The organism is Streptomyces sp. NPDC093795 (genome assembly GCF_044764665.1).
Classification (GTDB): Bacteria; Actinomycetota; Actinomycetes; order Streptomycetales; family Streptomycetaceae; genus Streptomyces.
The window spans coordinates 231358-257128 of the sequence record NZ_JBIWIO010000004.1 but is presented as its reverse complement, the minus strand read 5'-3'; the positions used below and the strand labels follow the sequence as shown (position 1 = coordinate 257128).

The following is a 25771-nucleotide window of genomic DNA, read 5'->3' as shown; positions in this document are numbered from 1 at the left end:
GTGGGAACTCCCTGGGGTGAGACGTCTGGGGGGATGCTAGGGGCGACGCATGCCGGTCAGCCCTTCACCGCGCCCTGCATGATTCCGCCGACGATCTGACGGCCGAGCAGGCCGAAGACGAGCAGCACCGGCAGGGTGCCGAGCAGCGTGCCTGCCATGATCACGGACTGGTCGTGGACATAGCCGCCGCCGAGCTGGCGCAGGGCGACCTGGACGGTGGGCTCGGAGGAGGTGAGGGCGATGACCGGCCAGAAGAAGTCGTTCCACGCGGCCATGAAGGTCAGCAGGCCGAGTACGGCCATGCCGGGCCGCGCGATCGGCACCACGATCGACCAGAAGATCCGGGCCGTGGAGGCGCCGTCGACCCGGGCGGCCTCGATCAGTTCGTCCGGCAGCGCCTGCACCAGGTACTGGCGCATGAAGAACACGCCGAAGGCGGACACCAGGCCGGGCAGGATCACCGCATGGAGCTGGTTCACCCAGCCGAGTTCGGCGATCAGCATGAACAGCGGGATCACGCCCAGCTGCGGCGGGATCATCATGGTGCCGACGGTGATCGCGAGGAGCGCGCCCCGGCCCCGGAAGCGGAGCTTGGCGAAGGCGAAGCCGGCGAGCGTGCAGCACAGCACGGTGCCGAGGGTGATCGAGCCGGAGACGATGAAGCTGTTGAGGAGGGCCTTGCCGATGTCGGCCTCCTCCAGGACCGCCTCGAAGTTGCGGATCAGGTTCGGGCCGGGCAGCAGGGCCGGCGGCACCTTCGCCAGATCGGCGTTGGAGCGGCTCGCGGCGACGATCGTCCAGTAGAAGGGGAAGGCGGAGAAGAGCACGGCGACGATCAGGATCGCGTAGGCGAGCGGACCGGCGTGCAGGGTGCGGCCCGCCCGGGAAGCTCCGCGCCGGGGCACGCGCGCGCGTACGGAGGCCGGGGGACCGGCCGGCGGGTCGGAGGGCCCGTGCGGTGCCGGGGCCGGTGCGGGGGCGGTCGGCGCGGTCATCGGCCGGCCTCCTTGCGGGAACGGCGGCGAGCGATCAGGGCGTTGACCCCGACGAGCGCCACGATGAGCAGGAACATCACCCAGGCGATGGCGGCGGCCCGGCCCAGGTGGAAGAAGCCCCAGCCCTGCTCGTACATGTACAGGCCGAGCGTCTGGTACTGGTGCGAGATACCGCCCGAGATGGAGCCTTCGAGCAGCAGCGGTTCCCCGAACAGCTGCGTCGCGCCGATCGTCGACACGATCACGGTGAACAGGATCGTGGGCCGCAGCCCCGGCAGCGTGACGTGGAAGAACTGGCGCCACCGCGAGGCCCCGTCCATCGCGGCGGCCTCGTACAGCTCGTTCGGGATCGACTGCATGCCCGCCAGGTAGATCAGCGCGTTGTAGCCGGTCCAGCGCCAGATCACGACCGTGGACACGGCGATCTGCGAGGCGACGGTGCCGTTCTGCCAGTCCACGGGGTCGATGCCGACCAGGCCGAGCGCGTAGTTGATCAGACCGAAGTCCCGCCCGAAGAGCTGGGCGAAGACGAGGGTGGCGGCGGCCACCGAGGTCGCGTACGGCAGGAGGATCGCGGTCCGCAGGAAGGTGCGGCCGCGCATCCGGTAGTTCAGCAGGTGCGCGAGGCCGAGGGCCATCACCAGCTGCGGCACGGTGGAGAGCACGCCGATGGTGAAGGTGTTGCGCAGCGAGAGCCAGAAGTACTCGTCGCCGAGGAGCGCGGTGTAGTTGCCGAGGCCGCGCCACTCCATCGCGCCGGGCGTCTGGAGCTCCACCCGGTAGAGCGAGACGAAGGCCGTGTAGATCAGCGGGAAGAGGCCGAAGGCGGCGAACAGGGTGAAGAACGGGGCGAGGTAGGCGTACGGCGAGAACGTCTGCCAGGCCCGCCGGGCGGATCCCCGCCGCGAGGACGGCGGGACCGGCCTCGGCGGGGCCGGGCTCTCGGATGCGGTGAGGGTCACGGTGCGGCCCTTCGGAGGGGTACGGGGGAGGGGTCGGGGGCGCCCGGTGCAGGGGCTGCGGGGCGGGCGCCCGTGAGGGTGCGCGCGGCCGGCGGTGGTGCCGGTCAGCCGATCGTGTTCTCGACGCCCTTCTTCGCGTTCGACCAGGCCTTCTCCGGCGCGGTGCCCTTCCGCTCGACCTCGCTCAGCGCGTTCGTGATCTGCTGCGCGATGTTCTGGTCGTGCACGCCGAGCACCTGGACCGGGGCCGCCTTCGCCGCCTCACCGAAGATCTGCCCGATCGGGGCGTTCGAGAAGAACGGGTCCTTCGCGCCGGCGACCTTGGCGATCGCACCGGTGGCGGAGGGGAAGTTGCCCTGCTTCTCGAAGAGCTTCGTCTGCTGCTCCGGCGCGGTCAGCCACTTCACCAGCTCGTACGCCTCCTTCTTGTGCTTCGCGGCCTTCGGCACCGCCAGGTAGGAGCCGCCCCAGTTACCGGCGCCGCCGGGCAGCGCGGCGACGTCCCACTTGCCCTTGCCGGCCTCGCCTGCCTGGCCCTTGATGTAGCCGAGCATCCACGCCGGGCACGGGATCGTGGCGAAGGAGCCGGCCGCGAACGCCTGGTTCCACTGCGGGGACCACTGGTCGAGCTTGGCGCTCAGCCCGTCCTGGGCGGCCTGGACGGAATGGTCCCAGGCGGTGCGCAGGGCGGGGTTGTCCTCCCAGATCAGCTTCCCGGACGCGTCGTAGTACCGCTCCTTCTCCTGCCCGATCATGATCGAGTAGAGGCTGCCGACGCTGTCGAGCCAGGCGCTCTTGCCGGGTGCCTTCGCCTTGTACTGCTTGCCCAGTGCCAGGTACCCGTCCCAGGTCGCCCACTTCTTGGCGAGCTCCTCGCGGTCGGTGGGGAGCCCGGCCTGCTTGAACAGGTCGGTGCGGTAGCACATCGCCTCGGGGCCGACGTCCGTGCCGAGCCCGAGCACTTCGCCGCCCTTGCCGGTGGCGGCGGCCCACTTGGCGGGGGCGAACTGGTCCTTGAGCGCCTCCGCGCCGTACTTCCGCAGGTCCTCGAACCGGTCGGTCTGCTGCTGGGTGACGGAGGCGATCCGGCCGACCTCGATGCCCTGCACGTCGGCGAGGCCACCACCACCGGCCAGCCGGGTCTGGAGGGACTTCCAGTAGTCGGCCTCGTCCTCCGTGTCGGTCTGCTTGATGGTGATGTTCGGGTGGAGCTTCTCGTACTCGGCGTACAGCCCGGCCTCCTTGTACCCGAAGGAGCCGAACAGGTCGACGGTGACGGTGACCTCGCCCCCCGCGCCGTCGGCGGACGTGTCGTCCGACGTCCCTCCGCAGGCGGCGAGCAGCGTGCCGGTGAGCGCGAGGGCCCCCAGACGTACGACGGCTCTCCTCGTGGTGCTGGCGGCTCGGGCGATGGGCATGGGAAGCCTCCCTTGGCTCCGGAACGAGCGAGAGCCCTCTGAGAGCGCTCTCAAGCATGCGAAGGGAGCGTGCCCCTGGAGGGGGCCACCCGTCAAGGCTCGAAGGCGTAACGGACGAGAGACGACCTCAACTCCTGCCTGTGTTCAACCTCTTGACACACTCGTTACGGCGGTTTTACGTTTCCGGCGATCTGAGAGCGCTCTCTGACGACATTCGGACGACATGAGGTGCCGTTCATGCCAGCCCCCCGCAGAAGGCCGGCCGCCGCGCTGGTCCTGGTCTCCGCCCTCGCCGCCCTGGGACTCGGCCCCGCCGCCGCACCCGCGGCCGCGGCGCCCGTCCCCACGGGCGCCGGAAGCTACTCCGACACCCGCCCCGCCGGAACCTCCGGCCCCACCACCAACACCGGCGCACCGGTCACCCCCAAGGTGACCCCCGCCGCCCAGGGCAAGCCGGTCCCCACCAACGACTGGTGGTCCTCCCTCGCCTTCCAGCGGTACGGGGACAACCCGTACTCCACCCCGATGTACGGGCATCCGCTCACCTACCAGGCCGTCGCCGGCGGTCTGGAGATCGGCTACCCGACCACCCCCGCCGTGGTCGGCGAGGGACGCCAGTACGAGTTCGCCCACAAACGCGACCTCACCCTCGGCCTCACCGGCCTCAACTCGCCCGACACCAGGGCCGACGCCTGGTCCGACTGGACCGTCACCCCCTACTGGTCCGACGGCGCCCGCACCCTGCGCACCACCATCGGCCACGGCATGCCCTTCGTGTACGCCAAGGGCACCGGCGGCGACGCCCGGATCACCACCGCCGCCGCGCCCACCGTCTTCGCCGACCAGGGCAACGTCCTCGGCATCACCGTCGCGGGCCACCACTACGCCCTCTTCGCGCCCGGCGGCACCGACTGGAACGTCTCCGGCTCCACCATCACCGCGGGCCTCGGCGGCAAGGACTACTTCTCCGTCGCCGTCCTGCCCTCCATCGACGCGCTCGCGACCTACCGCAAGTACGCCTACAGCTTCGTCACCGGCTCCACCGTGAACTGGAGCTACGACGCGGGCACCGTCCGGGCCGCCTACACCCTGACCACCGAGGCGAAGGAGGGCACCGAGCGCGGTGCACTGCAGGCCCTCTACCGCCACCAGTGGCTGCACACCACCGACCCGCTCACCCCGTACACGTACGTCTCGCCCCGAGGCACCATGAAGGTTCGCGAGTCGGCCACCTTCACCACCACCCAGAAGGCCGCCGCCACCCTGCCCGGCCTGCCGGGCGGGACCGGAGCCGACACCGCCCGGCTGCGCGGCTATCTGAACGAGGTCGCGAACTCCTCCGACCCCTTCTCCGGAGCCGTCGACACCTACTGGACCGGCAAGGCGCTCGGCAAGCTCGCCCAGCTGGTGCCGCTGGCCGACCAGATCGGCGAGACCGCGCTCCGCGACAAGCTCATCGGCCAGATCAAGGGCCGCCTCCAGGACTGGTTCACGGCCGGTGGGGCGAGCGAGTTCTCGTACGACAACGCCTGGAAGACCCTCACCGGCTACCCGGCCTCGTACGGCAGCGACACCGAACTCAACGACCACCACTTCCACTACGGCTACTACGTGTACGCCGCCGCGATCGTCGCCCAGTACGACGCGGGCTGGGCCGCCGACTCCGCCTGGGGTTCCATGGTCAAGACCCTCATCCGCGACACCGCCAACCCCAGCCGCACCGACACCGCCTACCCCTTCCTCCGCGGCTTCGACGTCTACGCCGGACACAGCTGGGCCAGCGGCCACCAGGGCTTCGCCGCCGGCAACAACCAGGAGTCCTCCTCCGAGTCGACCAACCTCAGCGCCGCCCTCGTCCTCTGGGGCTCGGCCACCGGAAACACCCAGCTCCGTGACCTCGGCACGTACCTGCTGACCACCGAGGGCGAGGCCATCGCCCAGTACTGGTTCGACGCCGACCAACAGGTCTTTCCCGGCTCCTTCCAGCATGACACCGTGGGCATGGTGTGGGGCAGCGGCGGCGCCTACGCCACCTGGTGGACCGCCAACCCCGAGGAGATCCACGGCATCAACGTCCTCCCCGTGACCGGCGGTTCACTCCACCTCGGCGGCCACAAGGAGGCCGTCCGTCGCAACATCGCCGAGATGGAACGCGAGAACGGCGGACCCGCCGTCGAATGGCGCGACATCCTCTGGGAGTTCCAGTCCTTCGCCGACCCGGCCGCGGCCAAGGCCAAGTGGGACGCCGGCCACGCCGGTTACACCCCGGAGGCGGGCGAGTCGAAGGCCCACACCTACCACTGGCTCACCGCGCTCGACACGCTCGGCGCGCCCGACGCGACGGTCACCGGATCCATCCCCACCTCCGCCGTCTTCGCCAAGGGCGGCACCCGGACGTACGTGGCCCACAACCACGGCACCACCGCCCGCACCGTCACCTTCTCCGACGGCAAGTCCCTCTCCGTACCCGCGCGTTCCACCGCCAAGGGCACCGGGACGGGCGGCCCCGGACCCGACCCGGACCCGGAGCCGGGCACCGGCAACACCTTCCAGCTCCGCACGGGCGGGACGCTCACCACGGCCACCGGCGCCACGGCGGGCAGCGACACCGTCGCATCGGCGCAGGGCGGCAACCACGACGGGACGCCGAGCCGGCCCCTCGTCTACGTCGCCAAGGGCGTCAACGGCACGCTCAAGGCGGGCGGCTCCACCGCCTTCCGCCTCCAGCTCGACGCCGGGACGTCCGTCGGACTCGGCCAGCAGGCCCGGATCAGCTACGACCTCACCGGCGACGGAACCTTCGAACGGACGGAGACGTACCACTACTTCGCGACCGACCCGGTCACGGGCTGGGAGGAGTACGCCCAGTCCCGCGGCCTGAAGTCCGCCACCGGAACACTCGGCAACCTGAACGGCGGGACGGTCCGCCTCGAGGTCTGGAGCGCCATCGGGAACGGGGACGCCAGGCTTCAGACGGGCACGGACCGGTCCGTGGTCGTCATCCCCTACGACTGACATACCGCCATACCGCGTGAAGCATGGGTGACGGGCCCGGGTGTCTCACCCGGGCCCGTCGTCACGCCGAGTCGCGGCGGACCAGGGACGTCGGCGTGATCACGGACTCCGGGATCGCGGGGCCGGTCCCGTCGAGCAGCCGCATCAGAAGCTTCACCATGAGCCGGCCCATTCCCTCGATGTCCTGGTGCACGGTGGTCAGGGCGGGGACGGTCCCGCGGACCACCGATTCCATGTCGTCGAAGCCGACGACCGCCACGTCCTCCGGCACCCGCACGCCCCGCTCCCGCAGCGTCAGCAACGCACCCGACGCCATCAGGTCGTTGGCGACGAACACGCCGTCGACGTCGGGCCTCCGGTCGAGGAGTTCCGCCATCGCGCGGGCGCCGCTCTCCTCGGTGAAGTCGCCCCGGCACAGCAGGCCGGGATCGGCGTCGATCAGGACGTCCCGGTAGCCGTGCAGCCGGTCGATCGCGGACGTCTGGTCGTCCGGTCCCGAGATGTGGGCGATGGTCCGCCGCCCGAGACCCACCAGGTGCCGTACCGCCTCGCGTGCGCCGCCGCGGTTGTCGCAGTCGACGAAGGGCACCGACGGATGCGTGCCGGGATCCGGCCGCCCGCCGAAGACCACCGGGATGCGGGTCCGGTCGATCACGGCCGGCAGCGCGTCGTCGTTGTGCACCGAGAAGGCCAGTGCGCCGTCGACGTGCCCGCCACCCAGATAGCGGGCGATCCGCTCATGGTCCCCCGGGCCCTCCAGCCACAGCAGCACCAGCTGGGTGTCGTGCGCGGCCAGTTCCCGGCTGATGCCCCGCACCTGCTGCTCGAAGAACGGGTCGGAGAAGATCCGGAACTCGGGCTCCGCGATGATCACCGCCACCGCGCCGTTGCGCCGGGTGACCAGGGTCCGAGCGGCGTGGTTGGGCACGTATCCGAGCTCGTCGACGGCCCTGCGCACCTTCTCGACCAGCGGAGGGCGCACGCCCGCGCCCCCGTTGACGACCCGGGAGGCCGTGGCGCGGGACACGCCGGCGCGAGCGGCGACGGCTTCCAGCGTGGGGCGGGGCCCCGTGGTCTGCTCGGGCAAGGCGGGAGCTCCTCGGCTGCGTGGCACGGTCTGCGATCTGCGGTCTGCGTCTGCGGTCTGTCGGATCTTGTCGGTTCCGTAGGGTCTGTGTCGATCAGGATATCCGCAGTGGACGCGGTCCTGAGAGCGCTCCCAATGGTCCGGGGCGGAGGGCCCGACCCGCACCTCCCGGCGGCGGTGTCAGTGGGGCGTGCGACGATCCGAAGCATGATCGCCTCGCTCGAATCCCTGTTGCCCGCCGACGGTACGCACACCTCGACCACGTACGCCGACTGGGTCGCCGCCCACGACCCGGACGCGGCCGCGACGGCGCGCGGGCTGGTCGAGGACATGGGCGCCGAGCTCAACCGGTCCTGGCAGAAGCCGGGCGCGTTCGTCGACTCGATGGCGTGGCACGCGCGGCGGCTGCCGCCGGCGCACCTGCCGTGGTTCTGGGACACCGTGGGCCATCGGCTGATCGGTTACGGGAGCCGGCCGGGCGGCCGGGCGTACGTGGCGGCGCGGGCGGCCGAGGCCCAGCACGGCCTGCCGGTGGACCCTGCCTACCGCCGGGCCAACGGGCTGCTGTTCGCCGCGGGCGGGGCGATGCCGGCCAAGGAGTTCGGGGCTCACCAGAAGTTCCTCGCCGAGACCCTGGAGCCCGCCGAGGCGTACGCGGCGCTCGGCGCGTTCCTGACCGCGTGGTCCGGCTCGAAGGCGGACCTGCCCGCGGACCTCGTGCGCCGGGTGCGGGCCGCCGCCAAGGCCGCCGGGCACGGGGAGGACGAGGTCGCGCGGGTCGTCGGCGCGATCGTGTCGGTGGCCCGGAAGAAGTCCGTGCCGGACGCGCTCCTCACCGCCGCCGAGCCGGCCCTGACGGCCCATCCGCCGACGGACGAGGTCGCGGCCGGGCTCGTCGAGGTCTTCCCGGAGAGCGTCACCGACGGCGGGGCGTGGCTGCGGATGCTGATCGGCTGCGGTGCGACGGAGGCGATGGAAGCCGGACGGGTCGTACCGGAGGGCGGACTGCACCGCTGGGTCGGGCACTTCGTCCACATGTACCAGTACGCCAGGCAGCCCCGGGGCGGCGTCGGACGGCAGCAGCTGCCGCCGGAGTTCCTCGACCTGGTGGGCCGGCTGGGCCCGCGTCTGCGGGCGGGCGGTCAGGCCGTGACCGTGCACACCACCCGGCACTACTACAAGGGCTTCGACGCGGACGTCCTCGACGCCTGCCTGGCGGCCGGGGTCACGGTCGTCGACCCGGGCCCGGAGACGCGGATGCACTTCTGGGGCGAGCGGTCCCGGCGTGACCTCGTCGCGCTCGCCGCCGACCCGGTGTTCGGCCCCCGGCTCGAAGGAACCGTGCACGCCGGTCTGCTGCCCGACGGGTTCTGGGTGCGCGGGCGCAAGCCCGGCAGCGCGGTGACGCTGCTCCCGGGCAACGAGGGAATCGCCCAGGAGGTGGCGGGTCGGGTCGGCAAGCTCGTCGACACCGTCGGGGGCGGCGGCATGGCGGGGGCCGAGGAGGCCGTGACCGAGCTGGAGACCCTCCTCGACCGGCCGACGGTGACGGCGCTCGACGGAATCGCCGACGCCCTCGCGGACGCCTCCGCCGGAGGCGCGCTGCGCCGCTCGCTCACGGCCGGACTGCCGGAGGAACTGGCGTGGCCGGCCCTGGAGGCGGTGTACGCGGAGTTCGCGGCGGACGCGGCACGGAAGACGGCGGCCGCCGAGGCGGCCGAAGGCCCGGCCGCCGACGGGCCTGGCACCGACGGGCTTGGCACCGAAGGCCCGGCCGCCGGCAGCCCCGTGTCCGACGGTCCGCTCGGTGCGGCCGTACTGCCCGGTGTGGAGGGTGTGACCTGCACCTGGCCGGTGCTCACGGTGTTCGGGCGCGACCGGGCCGTCGCCGTCGACCCCGACGGGGTGCGCGGCTCCTGCCGGTTCACCGTGCCGGAGGACGCGACCATGTTCGCCGTCCACTACGTGGGCGGCTCCTTCCTGGTCAGCTGGAGCCTCAAGCAGAACCCGTACTACTGCGACGTCGCCGTCTGGGCGGACCGCCCCGATGAGCCGTTCACCCCGACCGAGCTGGGCGGCCTCGTGCCCTTCGGCGGCAGTCTGGACGGGGCCTACGGCTTCCAGTTCGAGACCGCCGACGGGGGCGGCCGCCACGGAGGCTTCCATGTGACGCGCCCGGGAGAAACGGTGGGGGTCGACCGGGAGGAGCTGCAACTCTCCGACGGCTCCCGGATCTGGACCAACGCCGTCTACGGACGGCAGCCGTGGGAGGTCGTGGACCCGGTCACCGGCGAGCGGCGGGGAGCGACACCGCTGCCGGACTTCCCCGGCCGCGCCCCGAACCCCGATCCGGCCGCGGAACCGTCCGAGATCGGCATGTCCCTCGCCCGCGAGGCCCTGCAACTGGCGCCGCTGCCCGCAGGCCTGACCGATTCCCCGCTGGGCAGCAAGGACGGGCTCGTCGGGACCCGGATCCTCTACCGCACCCGGTACCGCGACAACGCGCCCGACCACTTCCTCCTGGAGAGCATCGACGGGCGCACGGCCCGCTTCGACATCGACCGGCAGGGCCAGGAGCCCTGGGGACTGTGGGCGCCGCCGGAGAGCGCGGCGGGGGACGCGGTGGAGGACGTGGTCCTCGCCGAGGCGGAGACCCGCACCGGCGTCCGCGCGTACACCGCGGGCGGGTCCCTGCTGTGGGAGCTCGACGGGCACGACTCACCCCGGAACCGCCGCGCGAGGCGGAACCGGGGGGTCACCACATCCCCCGGCGCGGCCCTGCCCCCGGCCTTCTGGTACCTGCTGCGGACCCGGGACGCGGCCGGCTCGCGGGCGCTGCGGACGGTGGGACGCGCGACGGCCGACACGCTCCTGGCCGTCGCCCTCGAAGGCGATCCGGAGGTGCTGCGCGCCGCCGTGGCGCGGGAGCTGCCGGAGATCACCGACCCGGTCCTCCGCGAGGCCGTCGTGACGGTGGCCGGGCGGGCCGCCCGGGTGGAGGAGCGGCGGCGTGCCCTGCACCGGCGGGTCACCCTGCTCGCCGAGGCGCTGCCCGCCCCACCGCGCCGCACCGCCCCGGACACCGAACTGGTTCCCGCCCTCTTCGGTCTCGTCGACGAGGGCGGGCGCGACCCCTGGCGGCGGACCCGGGACGTGGCCCTGCCGGCGACGCTGAGCGCCCTGGCCGCCGACGGTGCCTGCCTCGCCGGGACGATCGTGGAGGAGGTACGGCGACTCTCCCCGCCCGCGCCGCCGCACGACTGGTCGCAGCTGCTCGGCACGATCGACGCCGTGGCCTGGCGGGCCGCGGTGGCACCGACCCCGGACGCGGACCGGGCCGCGCTGCTCGCGCTCCTGGACACCTGGGCCGACCAGCCGTTCGCCCGTGAGGGCAGCCGCTGGTGGGTGGGCCGTACGTCCGACGCCGGAACCCTCGACGGGTTGCGGGAGGGCGAGACGGCCGTGGCCTCCGCCGCGGTCTGGGACGGCGGGACGGCCTGCTGGTTCGCGGCGCCCGCCGCCCAGGAGCCGGCCGCCGACCCCGTCCCGGCGGCCGTCCCCGAGGCCCGGCTCGTACAGGTCGAGCGGGACGACGAGGCCCGGCTGCGGGCGCTGCTCGCGGCGATCGACGCCCACGGCCCCGTCCCCGTACCGGAGTCGGCAGCCGTACGGTTCGCCGAACTGACGGGTGTCCGACGGGCGGTGGCCAGGCTCGTCGTCGCCGGTCTGGTCGGCCGGTCCGACCGGGACGAAGACCGCGCCCTCGCCCGCAAGGCGCCGTACAAGGCGACGCCGACGACGATCGAGGCGTACGAGGAGGTGCGCGGGCGCCTCGGGGCCACCGGCCGCAGGGCCGTCCTGGCCGCGGCCCTGCCCGACGACCCGGCCGAGCTGTGGCAGCCCGGCGGGGTCGAGGCGGCCGTCGAGCGCATGGCCGCCGTGTGGCGGGAACTCCTCGGCGTGCTGCCCGCCGTGCACGACGAGGCGGCCGACGCCCTGGAGGCCGGACTGGGGCTCCCCGAGGTGTGGGCACGACGCCTGGCGGGCGGTTACGAGGCCGCCGAGGACGCGACGGTGCCGGCGGGCGGCTGGGAGATCGCCGCGCGCACGTACGGCTCGGCGGTGGATGTGAGGGCCCTGCCGCCGGAGGGAACCGACGTGCGCTACGGCACCCCCGTGGGACTCCCGCTCGGCCTGATCGCGAGCGCCCTGGTGTGGGCGTGGACCGACCGGCCCGTCGGCGATCCCGCGATGGCCGGAGCGACCGCCCTGTACGAGCGGCTGCGCGCCGAACTGGCCCGTCCCGAACTGCTCGTGGAGCTGCCCGACGGGCGGGTCCAGGACAGCTCGGTGCCGATCGCCGAGCAGTTCGGGCCCGCGCGGATCCCCGTGTCGATGGTCCGCCGCGAGGAGGAGGGCGAGCAGCCTCCCGTCACCGCGTACGACTCCGGCCCGCTGGTGGTGTGCGCCCCCGGCGGCGCCGCCTTCCTGCGGCCCGCGCAGGTCGCCGACCCCGAGGTGTGGCGGCGGGTCCGCGAGATCACCGGCCTCGCGGAGGAACTCGACAGGTTCGCGCCGCTCCTCCCCGGCGGCGGCCTCGACCGGATGATGCGACGAGCCGTCTCGGGAGCGGTACCGGACGGCGCGTACGAGGCGGATCCGCGCCATTCCTGCCCTGAACTGGTCGCCCGTGCGGCGGAGGAGCTGGGCGTGGGGCGCGACGCGGCCGCGCTGTACCTCCAGCTGGCGACCCTCGCCGCGCCCACCGACCGGAATGTGCGCCGCTGGAACGGCTGGACGAGCAAGCGGCACGCGGAGGTCCGGGCGGAGCTCCTCGCCACCGGCGCGGTGATCGAGGCCAAGCGGACGCGGGCCGGCCGGACCCTGTTCCTGCCCGGTGAGTGGACCGAGCTGAAGGGCGCGCACCTGCCGCTGGAGACCGTGAAGCTGGCGAGCCACCTGGTGCGCCCGCTGTGGCGGGACCAGATCCGTGGACCGTTCCTCCGCGTGCTGCCGACGGCGCCGCTCCACGAGATGTTCGCCGAGGCGTGGAAGCGCGGCCGCTGACAGCGGGCCCGGGGGCGGGGCCGGGCGGCCCCCCTGCCCGCTGACCCGGGCGCGAGGGCGGGGTTGCGAGGCCTCCGGTGGCATCGGGCAGGCGCGCGGTGCCACCTGCCCCGCCCCTACCTCCGCGCCTGCGCCCGGAGCGCCGTGCGGGCCGCCCGGTACGCCACCGCGGGGTCGGAGTGCGGCTCGGCGGCCGGCTGCCAGGTGCCGTAGCGGTCGACGTACGGGTGCCAGAGGAGGTCGGGGCCGTACCGCAGTTGGACGCGGGCGGGCGCGTCGGTGAGGTGGTTGTGGTGCCGTTCCACGGGGGCGGTGGGGGAGGGCCGGAGCGGCTGGACGCTGTGCTCGGCCGCGGCCAGGACGTCGGGGTCGGCCGGCTGCGGCGCGAGGAAGGTGGCGACGGCGGGCCGCCCTCCGTACCGGTGCGCCGTGGCCAGCAGCCTCATCCGCCCCGGCGATACGCCGAGTCGCGCGGCGGCGGGCTCCAGGTGGGTGTCCCCGGTCCGGGCGACGAAGCGGGCGAGGTCGGCGGTGATGTCGTCGACGTCCTCGGCCGGACCCGCCAAGGCCCGGCCACTTCCTGCGTCGTCGAGGAGGGCGGCCGCGCGGTGGGCGGCGTCGGCCACGAGCGCCCGCAGCACGTCGAGGCCGGGGAGCGGCGACGGCGGCGGATCGGTGAGGCCGTCCAGAACGGAACGGACGCCGGAGGTGCCGCCGTGGGGGAGCGGCTCGGCCGCGGCGGAGTTCACTCAGGTCCTCCCAAACCGACGAGGTCGGCGAGCTCACGGTCACTGAGCCGGGCGAGGCCGGTGTCCCCGGCGCCGAGGACCGTGTCCTGCAAGGCCCGCTTGTGCGTGAGGAGTTGATCGATCCGGTCCTCGATCGTGCCGCGGGTGATGAGCCGGTGCACGGTGACGGTCCGCCGCTGCCCGATCCGGTGCGCACGGTCGGAGGCCTGGTCCTCGACCGCGGCGTTCCAGCTGCGGTCGAAATGGACGACGTGGCTGGCCCTGGTCAGGGTGAGGCCGGTGCCACCCGCCTTGACCGAGAGCACGAACAGCGGTGACCGGCCCGCCTGGAAGGCGTCGACGAGCTCCTGCCGCTGCCGCGCGTCCAGGCCGCCGTGGAGGAACAACGGGCGGTGACCGAGGTGCGCGAGATGCTCGGTGAGCAGCCGCCCCATGGCGACGTAACTCGTGAAGACGAGCGCCGCCTCGCCGCGCCCGGTGATCGTCCCCACGAGTTCGGCGAGCGCCTCCAGCTTGGCCGACCGGGCGGTGAACTCCCCCGTACGGGAGGGGCCGGGGTGCTCCTCGCCCCAGTAGTGGGCCGGGTGGTTGGTGATCTGCTTCAGCGCTGTGATCAGCTTGAACACCAGGCCGGACCGTGCGAGGGACGGGGAGTGGGCGAGCTGTTCCATCGTCTCGCGGACGACGGCCTCGTACAGGGCGACCTGCTCGGCGGTGAGTTCGACGATCCGCCGGGTCTCGACCTTCGCCGGCAGTTCGGGGGCGACCCCGGGGTCGGTCTTCCTGCGGCGCAGGAGGAACGGCGCGATCAGCCGGGCGAGGGCGCGCGCGGCCGGACCGTCCGGCTCACGCTCGGCGGCGGCCGCGTACCGGGCCCGGAACGCCTTGAGGGGGCCGAAGAGGCCCGGGTTGACCCAGTCGAGCAGGGTCCACAGCTCGGAGAGGTTGTTCTCCACCGGGGTCCCGCTCAAGGCGAGACGGGTGGTCGACGTCAGCGCGTGCAGCCGGCGGGCGGTGGAGGAGGCGTGGTTCTTGGCGTGCTGGGCCTCGTCCGCGATCACCAGGTCCCAGCGGCGGGAGGCCAGTTCGGTGTCGCGGCGCAGGACGCCGTACGTGGTGAGGACGACGGTCCGGTCACCGGCGGCGTCGAGGCTGCGCCCGCTCCCGTGGTAGACGGCCACGTCGAGCTTCGGCGCGAACCGGCGGTACTCCCGTTCCCAGTTGGTGACGAGCGACGACGGGCACACCACGAGGACCGGGCCGCGGTGCCCGTTCTCGTACCGGTGCAGGGTGTACGCGATGGCGGTGAGAGTCTTGCCGAGGCCCATGTCGTCGGCGAGGACCGCGCCGAATCCGGTCCCGCCGGTGTGCGACAGCCAGGCCAGCGCCCGTTCCTGGTACGCACGGAGTACGGCTTCGAGCCCGGCGGGCGCCGGAACCGGGGCCGCGTGCTCGCCCCGGCGCAGGACGTCGACGACACCGGCGAGGTCTCCGCCCGGCCGGCACGGCACCGTACGGCCGTCGACGTCGACGGTGCCGGTGAGGGCGGCGGTCAGCGCGTCGATACCGGCGAGCCGGCCGATCTCCCGACGGCGGACGCGCGCGACCGTGAGGGGATCGAGCAGCACCCACCGGCCCCGCACCCGCACCAGGGGGCGGGCCGCCTCGGCGAGTTCGTCCATCTCGGCCTCGCTCAGGACGTCCCCGCCGAGCGCCAGCTGCCAGCGGAAGTCGAGCAGCGCCTGGAGACTGAACCGGGGCGCTCCTCCGGCGGCGCGGGCGCCGGGCGCGTCGTCGGTCCTGGCGCCGGCCTCCGCACCGACGACCGTGTGGGCGGAGAGCTGGTCGCGCAGCCCGGGGGGCCAGCGCAGCACCAGGCCCTCGGCGGCCAGGTCCGCTTCGGCCTCCAGGAGCCGGACGATCCCCGCCGCGTCCGCCACCAGGCGGTCGGGTGCGGCGAGCAGCCCGGACAGGACCGTACAGCGACGGACCGAACGCTCCAGGCGCCGCCGTACCCGCTCACGCAGGTGGTACGGCTCGATGCCCTCCACCACGCCCCGGTCCGTCCCGAGGAGAGCCGCGGCCACCTCGTGGTCCGGCCGTGACGGGTCGACGGTCACGAGGAGACGGCCGGTCAGCCGCCCGGCGCCGGCGTCGTCCTCGGAGGGCGCGGCGAACTCGACGACGAGTCCGGGCGGCGGTCCGGTGTCCAGCCGGTCCTCCACCATGTCCAGCCACGGCCGAACCCGCTCCGCCTCCGCTTCGGGGAGCGGGCGGCCGGTCGGGGAGAGCAACGGGCCGGTGCCGAAGAGGGCCGCCGCCGGGGGCCGGAGCATGGTGTCGGCGAGGGCGTCGAGGAACGCCGGTACGGTGTCCCGCGCGCCCGGCGACGTGCCCGCGGCTGGGTGGGCAGCCAGGGGTACGGAGTCAGGCGACGCGCCTGCGACGGGGTGGGCAGCGGTACGGCGGGACAGCTCCTCCACGGCCCGGACGGTGGCGACCGGCAGGGGCCCCATCCGCCACCGGTCCACCCCGTCGACGGAGAGCGCCGGACGCACGAGCCCCGCGGCGACGGCCTGGAGCCCGAGCCGGGTCGCCTCCTCCCAAGCTGCCGCCGTCGGGTGCCACCCGCCGTCCCCGGCCGGGCGCAGGAGTACGGGCACGGCCCGGTCCAGCGGGACCCGCCACCCCACCACCGGCACGGGCGCGGACGCCGGCGTAAGGAGCAGCGGTCGGCGGATGACGGTCAGCGGCGCGGGCAGCTCGGCGTCCGGCATCGGAGCCCCGTCGGCTCGGTGGAGCAGCAGCCCGGCCTGCTCACCTTCGCCTTGGTCGGGGAGGAACGTGACGGCGCACCCGGCGGCGAGGGCCTCCCGGACGACATCGGCGACCGGGACCCGCGAGACGGGCGCCGGGGTGGGCGGGGCGGCGGCGGTGGGCAGCGGTGCGGAGGGGGCGTGCCGGGGCCCGGGAACGGCGGGGGGCCGTGGCAGGGGCGGGGCGGCCGGACCACGCCCGGGGTTGGAGGCCGGCGGTAGCGGCGGGGTGTCCGGACCGGGCACAAGGTCGGTGGCCTGCGGCAGGGTTGGGGCAGCCGGACCGTGCCCTCTGTCGACGGCCTGCGGTAGCGGTGCGGCGGCCGGATCGGGTGCAGGCTTCGCCGACGCAACCGGTCCCCGCGACGTCCCCGCCGCCTTCGCCGGGGGAGTGCGCTCCGCGTCCACGGCGACCAGCTCCGCCATCAGCGCCGACGCCGCCGCGCGGCGCGCGTCCCCCCTCGTCTTGGCGCGGGCGCTGACCCGCACCTCCGCCGCCGTCCGCACGTGCGTGCAGGTGTAGGTGCAGACGACGCTCTTCGGGGCGGGCGCGAACGTCGAATCCGGCTTGGTGATGAGCTCCAACTGGGTGTACTTGTTCAGGTACTTCACCGGATCCTGACCCGCCGGCACCGGCTGGATCCGCGCCGCTGGCCGTGCACCGCCGTCGTCCGGGGCCCGCTCCTCCTCGGGTTCGGGCAGTCCCGTGAGCTGGGCCAGGAGGGCGACCGCGCCGAGGTGCACGGCCTGCCGACGGTCACGTGCCGTGCGCTCGGCGCCGACGACCGTAGGGCCACCGGCACCGGCACCGCCACTGTCGCCGTCGCCGCCGTCCCAGCTCCAGCGGCAGGTGAAGCCGCCGTCCGACGGGGCGACCGTGTGCCGGGCCTCCGCCCCCCGCTCCTCCGCGTGTCGCCGCAGCAGCGTGGCCGCCGCGGTCTGCATGCGCGCGGCGACCCGCAGGGCGCACAGGCGCAGTTCCCGCCAGGCGGGTCCTCGCGCGGCGAACAGCAGGAGCTGGACGTCCCGGTGCCGCAGCCGGGCCGCGCCCGCCCTGCGGACGACCTCGGCGGTGAGTTCCGCGCCGGGTTCCGCCGCCGCGACCCGGGTGTGCAGCAGCGCCTCGAAGGCCTCCGCGCCCATGCCCGGCACGGTGAGCCGCCCGCCCCCGCTCTCCCCTGTCGGCTCCTCGACCCCGGCGAGCCGGCGCAGCATCGCCGCGGCGGCGGACCGGCGGGCCAGCGAGGCCGTCGGGGCGCTCCGCGCCGGACCGGTCACCTGCGCGTCGGCCGGGCCGATCCGTAACGCCGCCGTGTGCAGCACGTGCCCGCTCGCCCGGTGCTCCGCCGACTCGTCGTACGCCGGCGGAGGCCAGGACTCGATCTGCGCGTGCGCCGTGAGCACCTGCTGCGGAATTTCCGACGCGTCCTCAAGACTTTCGACCGCGAGGCGGCGGGCCGGCAGCCACGCCGAGTGGTCGTCCGTCACCAGGAGGAGCATCCGCAGATCCGGCCGGGTCAGCCGCCCTGCCCTCGCCAGGCTCTCGGCCTCGGACACGATCGCCGCGTCGAGCCGGCGTTCGAGAAGGGCCTTCCTGGCCCGCTCGTGCCACGGGGGCCGCACACCGGCTCCCGTGGGAGCGCCGGACTGCCGGACGTCGTCGGCGAGCTGAGGACGACCACCCAAGAGGAGACCCTCCGTACGCGGAACGTGATGGAACGTGCGCGTTCAGTATACGGAGCCGGACGGTCCTCGGTCGTCCAACGGGCTCCGGGCGGCCCCCGGTTGATGGGTCAGACGGGGCGCTTCCACTCGCGGAGCAGCAGATACCCCAGGTACGCGCCGCCGACGGCCATCGTGTACAGGCCGACCGGCAGGTCGTCGAAGAGCGGCAGTTGCTGCGCCGTGAGGTCGGCGAGCACGAGCAGCAGGGCGCCGAGCAGGGTCGACATGACCAGGTGCGGGCCGCCGCTGCGGGTGACGCGCTTGGCGATCTGCGGCGCGGTCAGGGAGACGAACGCGATGGGCCCGGCCACGCTGACCGCCCCCGCCGACAGGACGATCGACAGGGCGACCGACAGGGTCGCGGTCCGGCCGGGGCGGGCGCCCAGGCCGGTGGAGAGGTCGTCGCCCATCTCACCGACGCTCAGCGGCCGTGCGAGCAGGGCCGCGAACGGCAGGGAGAGGAGCAGTACCGTCCAGATGGTCGTCGCGTCCTCCCAGGAACGGGCGGAGAGGCTGCCGTTGATGTAGGCGGTCAGCGCGCTGGCCTTGTCCCGCTCCACGGCGTACACCACGTACTGGGTGAGCGCCGTCGCCATCGCGGCCACGCCGATGCCGGCCACCACGAGCCGTCCCGGGCTGCGGAAGCCGGTGCCGGTGGCGACGAACACGACCGCCATCGCGAGGACGGCGCCGATCAGGGCCCCGGCGGCCACCGGCAGGACATCGGGCAGGAACAGGGCCGCGGCCGCGGCTCCCGCCCCGGCGCCGGCGCCGAGCCCGATCACGTCCGGGCTGCCCAGCGGGTTGCGGGTGACGGACTGGAAGAGGGCTCCGGACAGGCCGAAGGCCGCGCCGGTGGCGATGGCCACCGTGAGCCGCGGGCCACGCAGCCGGTTGAGGACGAAGGCGTTCTTCCCCGTCGCCTCACCGGCGAGGGCCGACGGCAGGTCGGGCAGGGCGATGCCGAGCCTGCCCATCGACAGGGTCGCGACGGCCGCCCCGCAGAGCAGGAGCAGCGTCACCACGGCGGCGACCACGGAGGCGCGGCGCACGGGGAGGGCGACCCAGGGGCCGATCCGCAGCACACCACGCCCCGCGGGCCGTACCACCCGCTTCGCCGTCACGGGTCGGTCCTGGACGGCGGTCCGGTCGGCGGACGTCATGCCGCTCCCCTCATGCGTCGAACGGCGAAGAGCAGGGCGGGGGCACCGACGAAGGCGGTGACCACTCCGACCATCAGCTCCTGCGGGCGCAGCACGATCCGGCCGATGACGTCGGCGAAGAGCAGCAGCGTGGGCCCCGCGAGGCAGGTGAACAGGATCTGGGCCCGGAAGTCGGCGCCCACGAGGACCCGCACCACGTGCGGGACGGCGAGGCCGACGAAGGCGATGGGGCCGACGGCCGCCGTCGCGGCGGCGGCGAGGAGGGTCGCGGCGAGGAGCCCCGCCCCCTTGACGCGGGCCGGACTGATGCCGAGGGAGGCGGCCTTGTCGTCGCCCATCGCCATGGCGTTGAGCCCCGGCGCAAGGAGCAGGGCGAGGAGCAGGCCGGCCGCGGCGAACGGCAGGACCGACCAGAGGGCGTCGTACCCGCGCCCGCCGAGCGCGCCCACCACCCAGTAGCGGTAGGTGTCGAAGACCCGGGGGTTGGACAGGGCGACGGCCTGGATGAACGCGGCGAGGACGGCGGAGAGCACCGCGCCGGCGAGGACCAGGCGGACCGGTCCGCCGCCACCGCCGGCGGTGCCGACGACATGGACGACGACACCGGTCAGGAGGGCGCCGAGGAGGGCCCACCAGATGGTCTCCCGCTGTCCGGCGGCGCCGAGGAACGCGGTCGCGGCGACGATGCTCGCGGACGCGCCCGCGTTGATGCCGAGAAGTCCCGGCTCGGCGAGCGGGTTGCGGGTGATGCCCTGCATCAGGGTGCCGGCGACGGCGAGACAGAGCCCCGCGAGCACACCGAGCGCGGTGCGCGGGTAGCGGCTCTCGACGACGGTACGGGTGTAGCCGTCGATGTCACCGGTGAGCACGCCCAGGACGTCGCCCGCGGACGTCGGCTTGCTGCCGAACATCACGCTGGCGAGGAGCGCCGACGCGAGCAGGACCAGGCACAGGACGGCGGCCATGACATGCCGGGCAAGGCCCCGCCGTACGACGGCGGGGCCCTGGCCGATCCGGGAGAGAGTGGTCACGCTGCGGATCCGTTACTACTTCCCGGCCTTGGTTACTTGCCGGCCTTGGCGACGGCCTTGTCGATCATCGGGAGGTAGCGCTCGATGCTGTACGGCACCGTCAGCGGGTTGATCATCGACGAGGCGGTGACGAACGGCTGGTCGTGGCTGTAGACGAGCGCGCCCTTCTTCACGGCGGGGATCGCCGCGTACAGGGGCTGGGCCTCGACCTCCTTGCGGGACTTGTCGTCCATGTAGAAGGTGAAGGCGATGTCGCTCTTGGCCAGCTTGTTGGCGTTCTCCAGGCCGATGAGGGCGGAGTCGGTGCCGTCGGTCTCCTTGAAGGAGTTCACGACCGGGTCGACCTTCAGGCCCAGCTTGGACACCATGGACACGCGCTGCTCCTCGGGCTTGAAGATGCCGAGGGTGCCGGGGCCGGTGTTGTAGATGTACGAGAACGTGACGTTCTTGTAGTTCGGGCGGGTCGCGGCGGCGTCGGTCAGCTGCTTGTCGATCTTCGACGTCAGCTCCTTCGCCTTCTCCGGCTGACCGAGCGCCTTGGCGATGATCTCGATCTGCTGGTCCCAGTTCGTGCTCCACGCCTTGTCGGGGTAGGCGACGGTGGGCGCGATGTCCTTCAGGATGTCGTACTGCTTCTGCGTGATGCCGGACCACGGGGCGAGGATGACGTCGGGGTCGAGCTCGGTGATGGCCTCGATGTCGAGCTCCTCACCGCCGTTGAACTGCTTGGGCAGCGTGGCGCCGGACTTCGTCACCGCTTCGTGCACCCAGGGCAGGTAACCGGTCTTGTCGCTGCCCCAGGGGTAGCTCTCCATGCCGACCGGGACGTTGCCGAGGGCGATGGCGGTCTCCGTGGAGCCCTGACCGAGGGTCACCACGCGCTTCGGCTTGGCCTTGATGACGGCCTCGCCGAGGGCGCTCTTGATGGTGACGGGGAAAGCGCCCGCCGCGGCCTTGTCCGCCGACCCCGCCGCGTCGTCTTTCTTCTCGTCCGAGCCGCACCCGGTCACCATGAGGCCGAGCGAGACCGCGGCGGCGCCCGCCGCGAGGACGCGACGGTGAAGGGGGGTGAACACAGAAGGCATGGTGGATCCTTGTCTCCGGGCAGGGATGTGCGGAGCCCCCGACAAGACCGGCCCCCATACGGGGGCAGCGGCCATCGCGGCTCTTGTTAGGTGAGCCTAACCTATTACTGTCCGGGCGTGAGAGCCAGGGGGTCCCGGTGTGATCGGCGGGGCGGGCGACCGGGGCCGCCCGCCCCGATCAGGCCGACGGTGCCGGGCGCTCCCGGGCCGGGTCGGCCGACGCCGGTTCGAGATGGCTGTGGACGCGGCGCAACAGAGAGGCGAGTTGCGCGCGCTCCCCGGTGTCGAGCGGCGCCAGGATCTCGTCGTCCGTGGACGCGATCTCCGCGCTGAGGCTCCGGAGGGACTCCTCGCCCGCCGGAGTGAGCCGTACGACCACGCGGCGCCGGTCCGCGGGGTCACGGACGCAGTCCGCCTCCCCGACGCGGACCAGATCGTTGACGATCTTCCCCAGGTCGCTGGCGTTCATGGCGAGCCGGGTGGCGAGGACCGTCTTCATCTGCGGGCCGAGATCGGAGAGCAGCGCCATCACGGTGAGGTGCCACAGCCGTAACCCCCGTGCATCGAGGCGCTCCGCCAGCCGCCGGCGCGCGGCCCGCCCGACGGCGTACATCAGGTACGCGTTCAGCTCCAGGACGCTGGGTGGCGTCACGTTCCGCGAGGGCGGAGTGATGTCGCGGGCGGCCGGGTCCGTGGCCGGGAGCGGGCCGAGCGTCAGCTCGGCGTTCGCGAGGGACCGGAAGACCCGCGCCCAGTCCGTCGGCACGCCGGCGATGCCGACGACGGCGAACGTCGCCCCCGAGAGGTCGTGCGCGACACCGGAGACGACCGGCTCTCCCATCGGCTGCTCCTCACTCACCCCGGTCGTCAGGGGCGGCTGGTGAGGTAGCCGCCCATGGAGGTGAAGTACTCGGTCGCGGGCAGCTCACGGCCGTCCTCCGTCCGGACGCGGGTGATGGCCAGGCCGTGGTTGCGGCCGGTGCGCGCGTCGGCTCCGGCGACGATCACGACTCCGTCGCCCTCGCGGTAGAAGACGCGGCCGGGGGTGCCGCCGTAACGCTCCTCGGAGACCACGGCGGAGAGGACTTCGAGGCGCTTGCCCCGGTGGAAGGTGAAGGCGCTGGGGTAGGGCGCGGACTGGGCGCGGACCAGGCGCTCCAGGTCCTCGGCGGGCCAGTTCCAGTCGATCCGGATGTCCTCGTCGGCGCGCTTGTGGAAGAAGCTGGCCTGGGACCGGTCCTGCGGGGTGAACTCGGCCTGCCCGGAGGCGATCTGGTCGAGTGCGGCGATGGTGACCGGGGCGATGAGGTCGACCGTCTTGTGGAACAGGTCGGTCGTCGTGTCCTTCGGTCCGACGGGGACCGCACGCTGCTGCACGATGTCGCCGGCGTCGAGCACCTCGTCCATCATGTGGGCGGTGACGCCGACTTCGGGTTCGCCGTTGATGAGGGCCCAGATCAGCGGCGAGAAGCCGGCGTACTTGGGCAGCAGTGAGTCGTGGATGTTCAGGGTGCCGTGGCGCGGCAGCGTGTAGATGTGCGGCGGGATCCACGTACGCCAGTTGTTCGCGACGATGATGTCCGGGTCGGCCTCCTTGAGCCGCGCGAACAGCTCTTCGTCGTCAGGCCTGTTGCGGATGACGACCGGGACGCCGTGCTCCGCCGCGAGGTCGGCGACGGAGTCGCTCCAGATCTTCTCGTAGGCGTGCTCGCTCTTGGGATGCGTCACGACGAGCACCACGTCGTGTTCGGAGTCCAGGAGCGCTTGGAGGGTGCGATGGCCCCAGGTCTGATAGCCGAACATGACGACCCGCATCGGGTTCCTCCTCGGAAGAGCGATTGACCGTCAGCAAGTAAAGCAAGGCTTACCTAAGGGTGCAACTGGCTTGATTTATGCGGTCGTTGAAAAGATCCATCTTCGTCTTGTCCGTTTTGACCCGTCGACAGCATCGTCAGATCAGGTTAGCTTTACCTAAGTTCTGGTCGGCGTGCCGTCACACCGGCATGCCTGGCACCCCGTCCCCCTCAGCCTCTTTCCCGCACGATGGGAGTGACATGTCGCAGGTTCCGCCTGGTGACGCACCTCTGGTCCACGACCTCATTGGCATCGGCTTCGGGCCGTCCAACGTGGCGATGGCGATAGCGCTCAGCGAGCACAACGCACGTGTCGGAAGGCAGGAAGCGGTCACCGCCCACTTCTTCGAGCGCCAGCCCCGATTCGGCTGGCACCGCGGCATGCTGATCGACGACGCGACCATGCAGGTGTCCTTCCTCAAGGACCTCGTGACACTGCGCAACCCGACCAGCGAATACAGCTTCCTCTGCTACCTGCAGAGCAAGGGCAGGCTGATCGACTTCGTCAACCACAAGAACCTCTTCCCGCTGCGCGTCGAGTTCCACGACTACTTCGAGTGGGCCGCGTCCAAGGTCGACGACATGGTCTCCTACGGACACGAGATCATCTCCGTCGACCCGGTCGAGCGGGACGGCGTCGTCGAATATCTCGACGTGACGGCCCGATCCGGCTCCGAGCTGGTCGTCCACCGCGCCCGAAACCTCGTTCTCGGTACGGGACTTCGCCCGCGCATGCCGGAAGGCGTCGAGCGGAGCGACCGCGTCTGGCACAACTCCGACCTCCTCGCCAAGGTGGAGGGCCTGGAAGGCACCTCTCCCGAGCGGTTCGTCGTCGTCGGCGCCGGACAGAGCGCCGCCGAGAACGTGGCCTATCTGCACCGGCGGTTCCCCGACGCCGAGATCTGCGCCGTCTTCTCCCGTTACGGGTACAGCCCCGCGGACGACAGCGCCTTCGCCAACCGGATCTTCGACCCGGACGCCGTCGACGAGTACTTCACGGCCCCCGACGACATCAAGCGCAAACTGATGGACTACCACGGGAACACCAACTACTCCGTGGTCGACATCGACCTCATCGACGACCTGTACCGCCAGGCGTACCAGGAGAAGGTCCTCGGCACCGAGCGGCTGCGCTTCCTCAACATCTCCCGGCTCACCGGAGTCGAGGACGGCCCGGACAAGGTCCGCGCCTTCGTCACCTCGCTCGTCACCGGCGAGGAGACCGCGCTCGACGCCGACGTCGTCGTCTACGCCACCGGATACAGCCCTGCCGAGCCCCTCGGGCTGCTCGGCCCGGTCGCCGACCGCTGCCACCGCGACGACCAGGGCCGGGTCCGTGTCGAACGGGACTACCGGCTCGCCACCGACCCCGAACTGCGCTGCGGCATCTACCTCCAGGGCGGTACGGAGCACACCCACGGCATCACGTCGTCGCTGCTCTCCAACACCGCGATCAGGGTCGGCGAGATTCTCGCCTCGGTCCTCGACCGCGGCCCGGCCTCGGAGGTCTCGACCGTCGCTTCCGCCGCCGATGAGGTGCGGCCGATGGCCGACGGCGTCGGCACGGCGCGATAGCGCCACCCCCGCTCCACCCCCCACGCAACAACGCCACCGCGCCGGGCGGCCCTTCGCACCCGGTGGGCGTGGCACGCACTGTGAATCCCCGAAAGGAACGTCCGTGTCCGCTGGTGCACGTCCCGCTCTGGCGCGGTTCGCCAGATCCGCCCCCCGTGTGGCTGTCCTCGCGGTGGCGGCACTCGCCCTCGCCGCCTGCGGCGGTGGGGCCGAGAAGTCCGAGTCGCCGTCCGCCACCACCTCGGCATCGGCCGACGGGGGCGGTAAGTCCGCCGCGTTCCCCGTCACCGTCGAGCACAAGTACGGCTCCACGACGATCGACAAGGAGCCGAAGACGATCGTCACGCTCGGCCTCTCCGACCAGGACGCGGTGCTCGCGCTCGGCTTCAAGCCGGTCGGCGCGGTGGACTGGTTCAAGGAGAAGCCGTACGGCAAGTGGCCCTGGACCAAGGACAAGTGGGGCTCCACCCAGCCCCAGATCGTCGGCGAGCGCGACGAGTACAACATCGAGAAGATCGCGGCCCTCAAGCCCGACCTCGTCATCGCCCAGTACTCGGGGATGAAGAAGGAGCAGTACGACACGCTCTCCAAGTTCACCAAGGTCGTCGCCCAGCCCAAGGAACACCCCGACTACGGGGCCCCGTGGCAGCTGATGACCCAGCAGATCGGCAAGGCGCTCGGCAAGGACGCCGAGGCCGGCAAGCTGATCACGGACATCGACGCCCAGTTCAAGGCCGTCCGCGACAAGCACCCCGAGTTCGCCGCCAAGACCCTCGCAGTCGCCGACAGCTTCGAGGCCGGCAAGTACTCGGCGTTCACCAAGACCGACCCCAAGTCGATCTTCTTCTCCGAGCTCGGCTTCAAGCTGAAGCCGGAGATCGACACCCTGGCCAAGCCGGGCTGGAACGTCGCCGAACTCAGTGCCGAGAAGCTGAACGTCCTCGACGTCGACCGGCTCGTCTGGGTGACGTCCAGCACCGAGGCCAACGACCGCATCAAGGCCGAGCCGCTCTACAAGAAGCTGAAGGTCAACCAGGAGAAGCGCGACCTGTTCGTGCCCTACCAGGACCCGGACATCGGCGCCGCGTTCTCCTTCAACACCGTTCTGTCGATCCCGTACGCCATCGACGAGATCGTGCCGCTGCTGGCAGCCGTCAAGTGACGCCGCCCACCAGCTGACGCGCCACCAGCTGACGCATCACCAGCCAGGAGCTGACCCGACCGACGGCG

General features: G+C 72.6%; 15 protein-coding genes. 4 read left to right on the top strand and 11 right to left on the bottom strand.

Annotated features, from left to right (window positions below):
* Window positions 1–56: 56 nt before the first annotated feature.
* From ACIRB7_RS13320 to ACIRB7_RS13310, 3 genes are all read right to left on the bottom strand, one after another.
* On the bottom strand, window positions 57–995 hold the full coding sequence (locus tag ACIRB7_RS13320) for a carbohydrate ABC transporter permease (RefSeq protein ID WP_403596764.1): 939 nt from the start codon (window positions 993–995) through the stop codon (window positions 57–59).
* The gene (locus ACIRB7_RS13315) at window positions 992–1957 is read right to left on the bottom strand and encodes a carbohydrate ABC transporter permease (protein ID WP_403596761.1); all 966 of its coding nucleotides are present in this window, start codon (window positions 1955–1957) and stop codon (window positions 992–994) included. The genes ACIRB7_RS13320 and ACIRB7_RS13315 overlap by 4 nt, the downstream gene beginning before the upstream one ends.
* 104 nt (window positions 1958–2061) lie before the next feature.
* Entirely contained in the window at window positions 2062–3375 is a 1314-nt protein-coding gene (locus ACIRB7_RS13310) for an ABC transporter substrate-binding protein (RefSeq protein ID WP_403596758.1), read from the bottom strand.
* Between the two features lie 237 nt (window positions 3376–3612).
* Here ACIRB7_RS13310 and ACIRB7_RS13305 point away from each other — a divergent pair, with 237 nt between their 5' ends.
* Complete coding sequence (locus ACIRB7_RS13305) at window positions 3613–6390, top strand: glycosyl hydrolase (RefSeq protein ID WP_403596756.1); 2778 nt, start codon at window positions 3613–3615, stop codon at window positions 6388–6390.
* 61 nt (window positions 6391–6451) lie between these two features.
* On the opposite strand, the gene ACIRB7_RS13300 is transcribed toward ACIRB7_RS13305, so the two are convergent.
* Entirely contained in the window at window positions 6452–7477 is a 1026-nt protein-coding gene (locus ACIRB7_RS13300) for a LacI family DNA-binding transcriptional regulator (RefSeq protein WP_403596753.1), read from the bottom strand.
* 207 nt (window positions 7478–7684) lie between these two features.
* Between ACIRB7_RS13300 and ACIRB7_RS13295 the strand changes: the two genes are divergently transcribed.
* On the top strand, window positions 7685–12544 hold the full coding sequence (locus ACIRB7_RS13295) for a hypothetical protein (protein ID WP_403596750.1): 4860 nt from the start codon (window positions 7685–7687) through the stop codon (window positions 12542–12544).
* A 116-nt stretch (window positions 12545–12660) separates the two neighbouring features.
* Here ACIRB7_RS13295 and ACIRB7_RS13290 read toward each other — a convergent pair whose 3' ends face one another.
* The 7 genes from ACIRB7_RS13290 to ACIRB7_RS13260 form a co-directional block, all read right to left on the bottom strand.
* Complete coding sequence (locus ACIRB7_RS13290; RefSeq protein WP_403596747.1) at window positions 12661–13293, bottom strand: hypothetical protein; 633 nt, start codon at window positions 13291–13293, stop codon at window positions 12661–12663.
* Complete coding sequence (locus ACIRB7_RS13285) at window positions 13290–17795, bottom strand: SNF2-related protein (RefSeq protein WP_403596744.1); 4506 nt, start codon at window positions 17793–17795, stop codon at window positions 13290–13292. Before ACIRB7_RS13285 ends, ACIRB7_RS13290 begins: the two co-directional genes overlap by 4 nt.
* A 107-nt stretch (window positions 17796–17902) precedes the next feature.
* Window positions 17903–18997, bottom strand: a complete 1095-nt coding sequence (locus ACIRB7_RS13280; protein ID WP_403596741.1) for a FecCD family ABC transporter permease — start codon at window positions 18995–18997, stop codon at window positions 17903–17905.
* The gene (locus ACIRB7_RS13275) at window positions 18994–20028 is read right to left on the bottom strand and encodes a FecCD family ABC transporter permease (protein ID WP_403596738.1); all 1035 of its coding nucleotides are present in this window, start codon (window positions 20026–20028) and stop codon (window positions 18994–18996) included. The genes ACIRB7_RS13280 and ACIRB7_RS13275 overlap by 4 nt, the downstream gene beginning before the upstream one ends.
* 32 nt (window positions 20029–20060) lie before the next feature.
* Entirely contained in the window at window positions 20061–21113 is a 1053-nt protein-coding gene (locus tag ACIRB7_RS13270) for an iron-siderophore ABC transporter substrate-binding protein (RefSeq protein ID WP_403596735.1), read from the bottom strand.
* Between the two features lie 178 nt (window positions 21114–21291).
* A complete protein-coding gene (locus ACIRB7_RS13265; RefSeq protein WP_403596732.1) occupies window positions 21292–21954 on the bottom strand; it encodes a MarR family transcriptional regulator in 663 nt (220 codons plus the stop codon).
* Window positions 21955–21980: 26 nt separating this feature from the next.
* Window positions 21981–22928: a methionyl-tRNA formyltransferase gene (locus ACIRB7_RS13260; RefSeq protein ID WP_403596730.1), complete on the bottom strand. Its 948-nt coding sequence runs from the start codon at window positions 22926–22928 to the stop codon at window positions 21981–21983.
* 239 nt (window positions 22929–23167) lie between these two features.
* Between ACIRB7_RS13260 and ACIRB7_RS13255 the strand changes: the two genes are divergently transcribed.
* Together ACIRB7_RS13255 and ACIRB7_RS13250 are read left to right on the top strand one after the other, a co-directional pair.
* Window positions 23168–24541 carry a lysine N(6)-hydroxylase/L-ornithine N(5)-oxygenase family protein gene (locus ACIRB7_RS13255; protein ID WP_403596727.1) on the top strand — a complete coding sequence of 458 codons (1374 nt, stop codon included), beginning with the start codon at window positions 23168–23170 and terminating at the stop codon, window positions 24539–24541.
* Window positions 24542–24644: 103 nt separating this feature from the next.
* Entirely contained in the window at window positions 24645–25703 is a 1059-nt protein-coding gene (locus tag ACIRB7_RS13250; protein ID WP_403596724.1) for an iron-siderophore ABC transporter substrate-binding protein, read from the top strand.
* Window positions 25704–25771 lie beyond the last annotated feature (68 nt).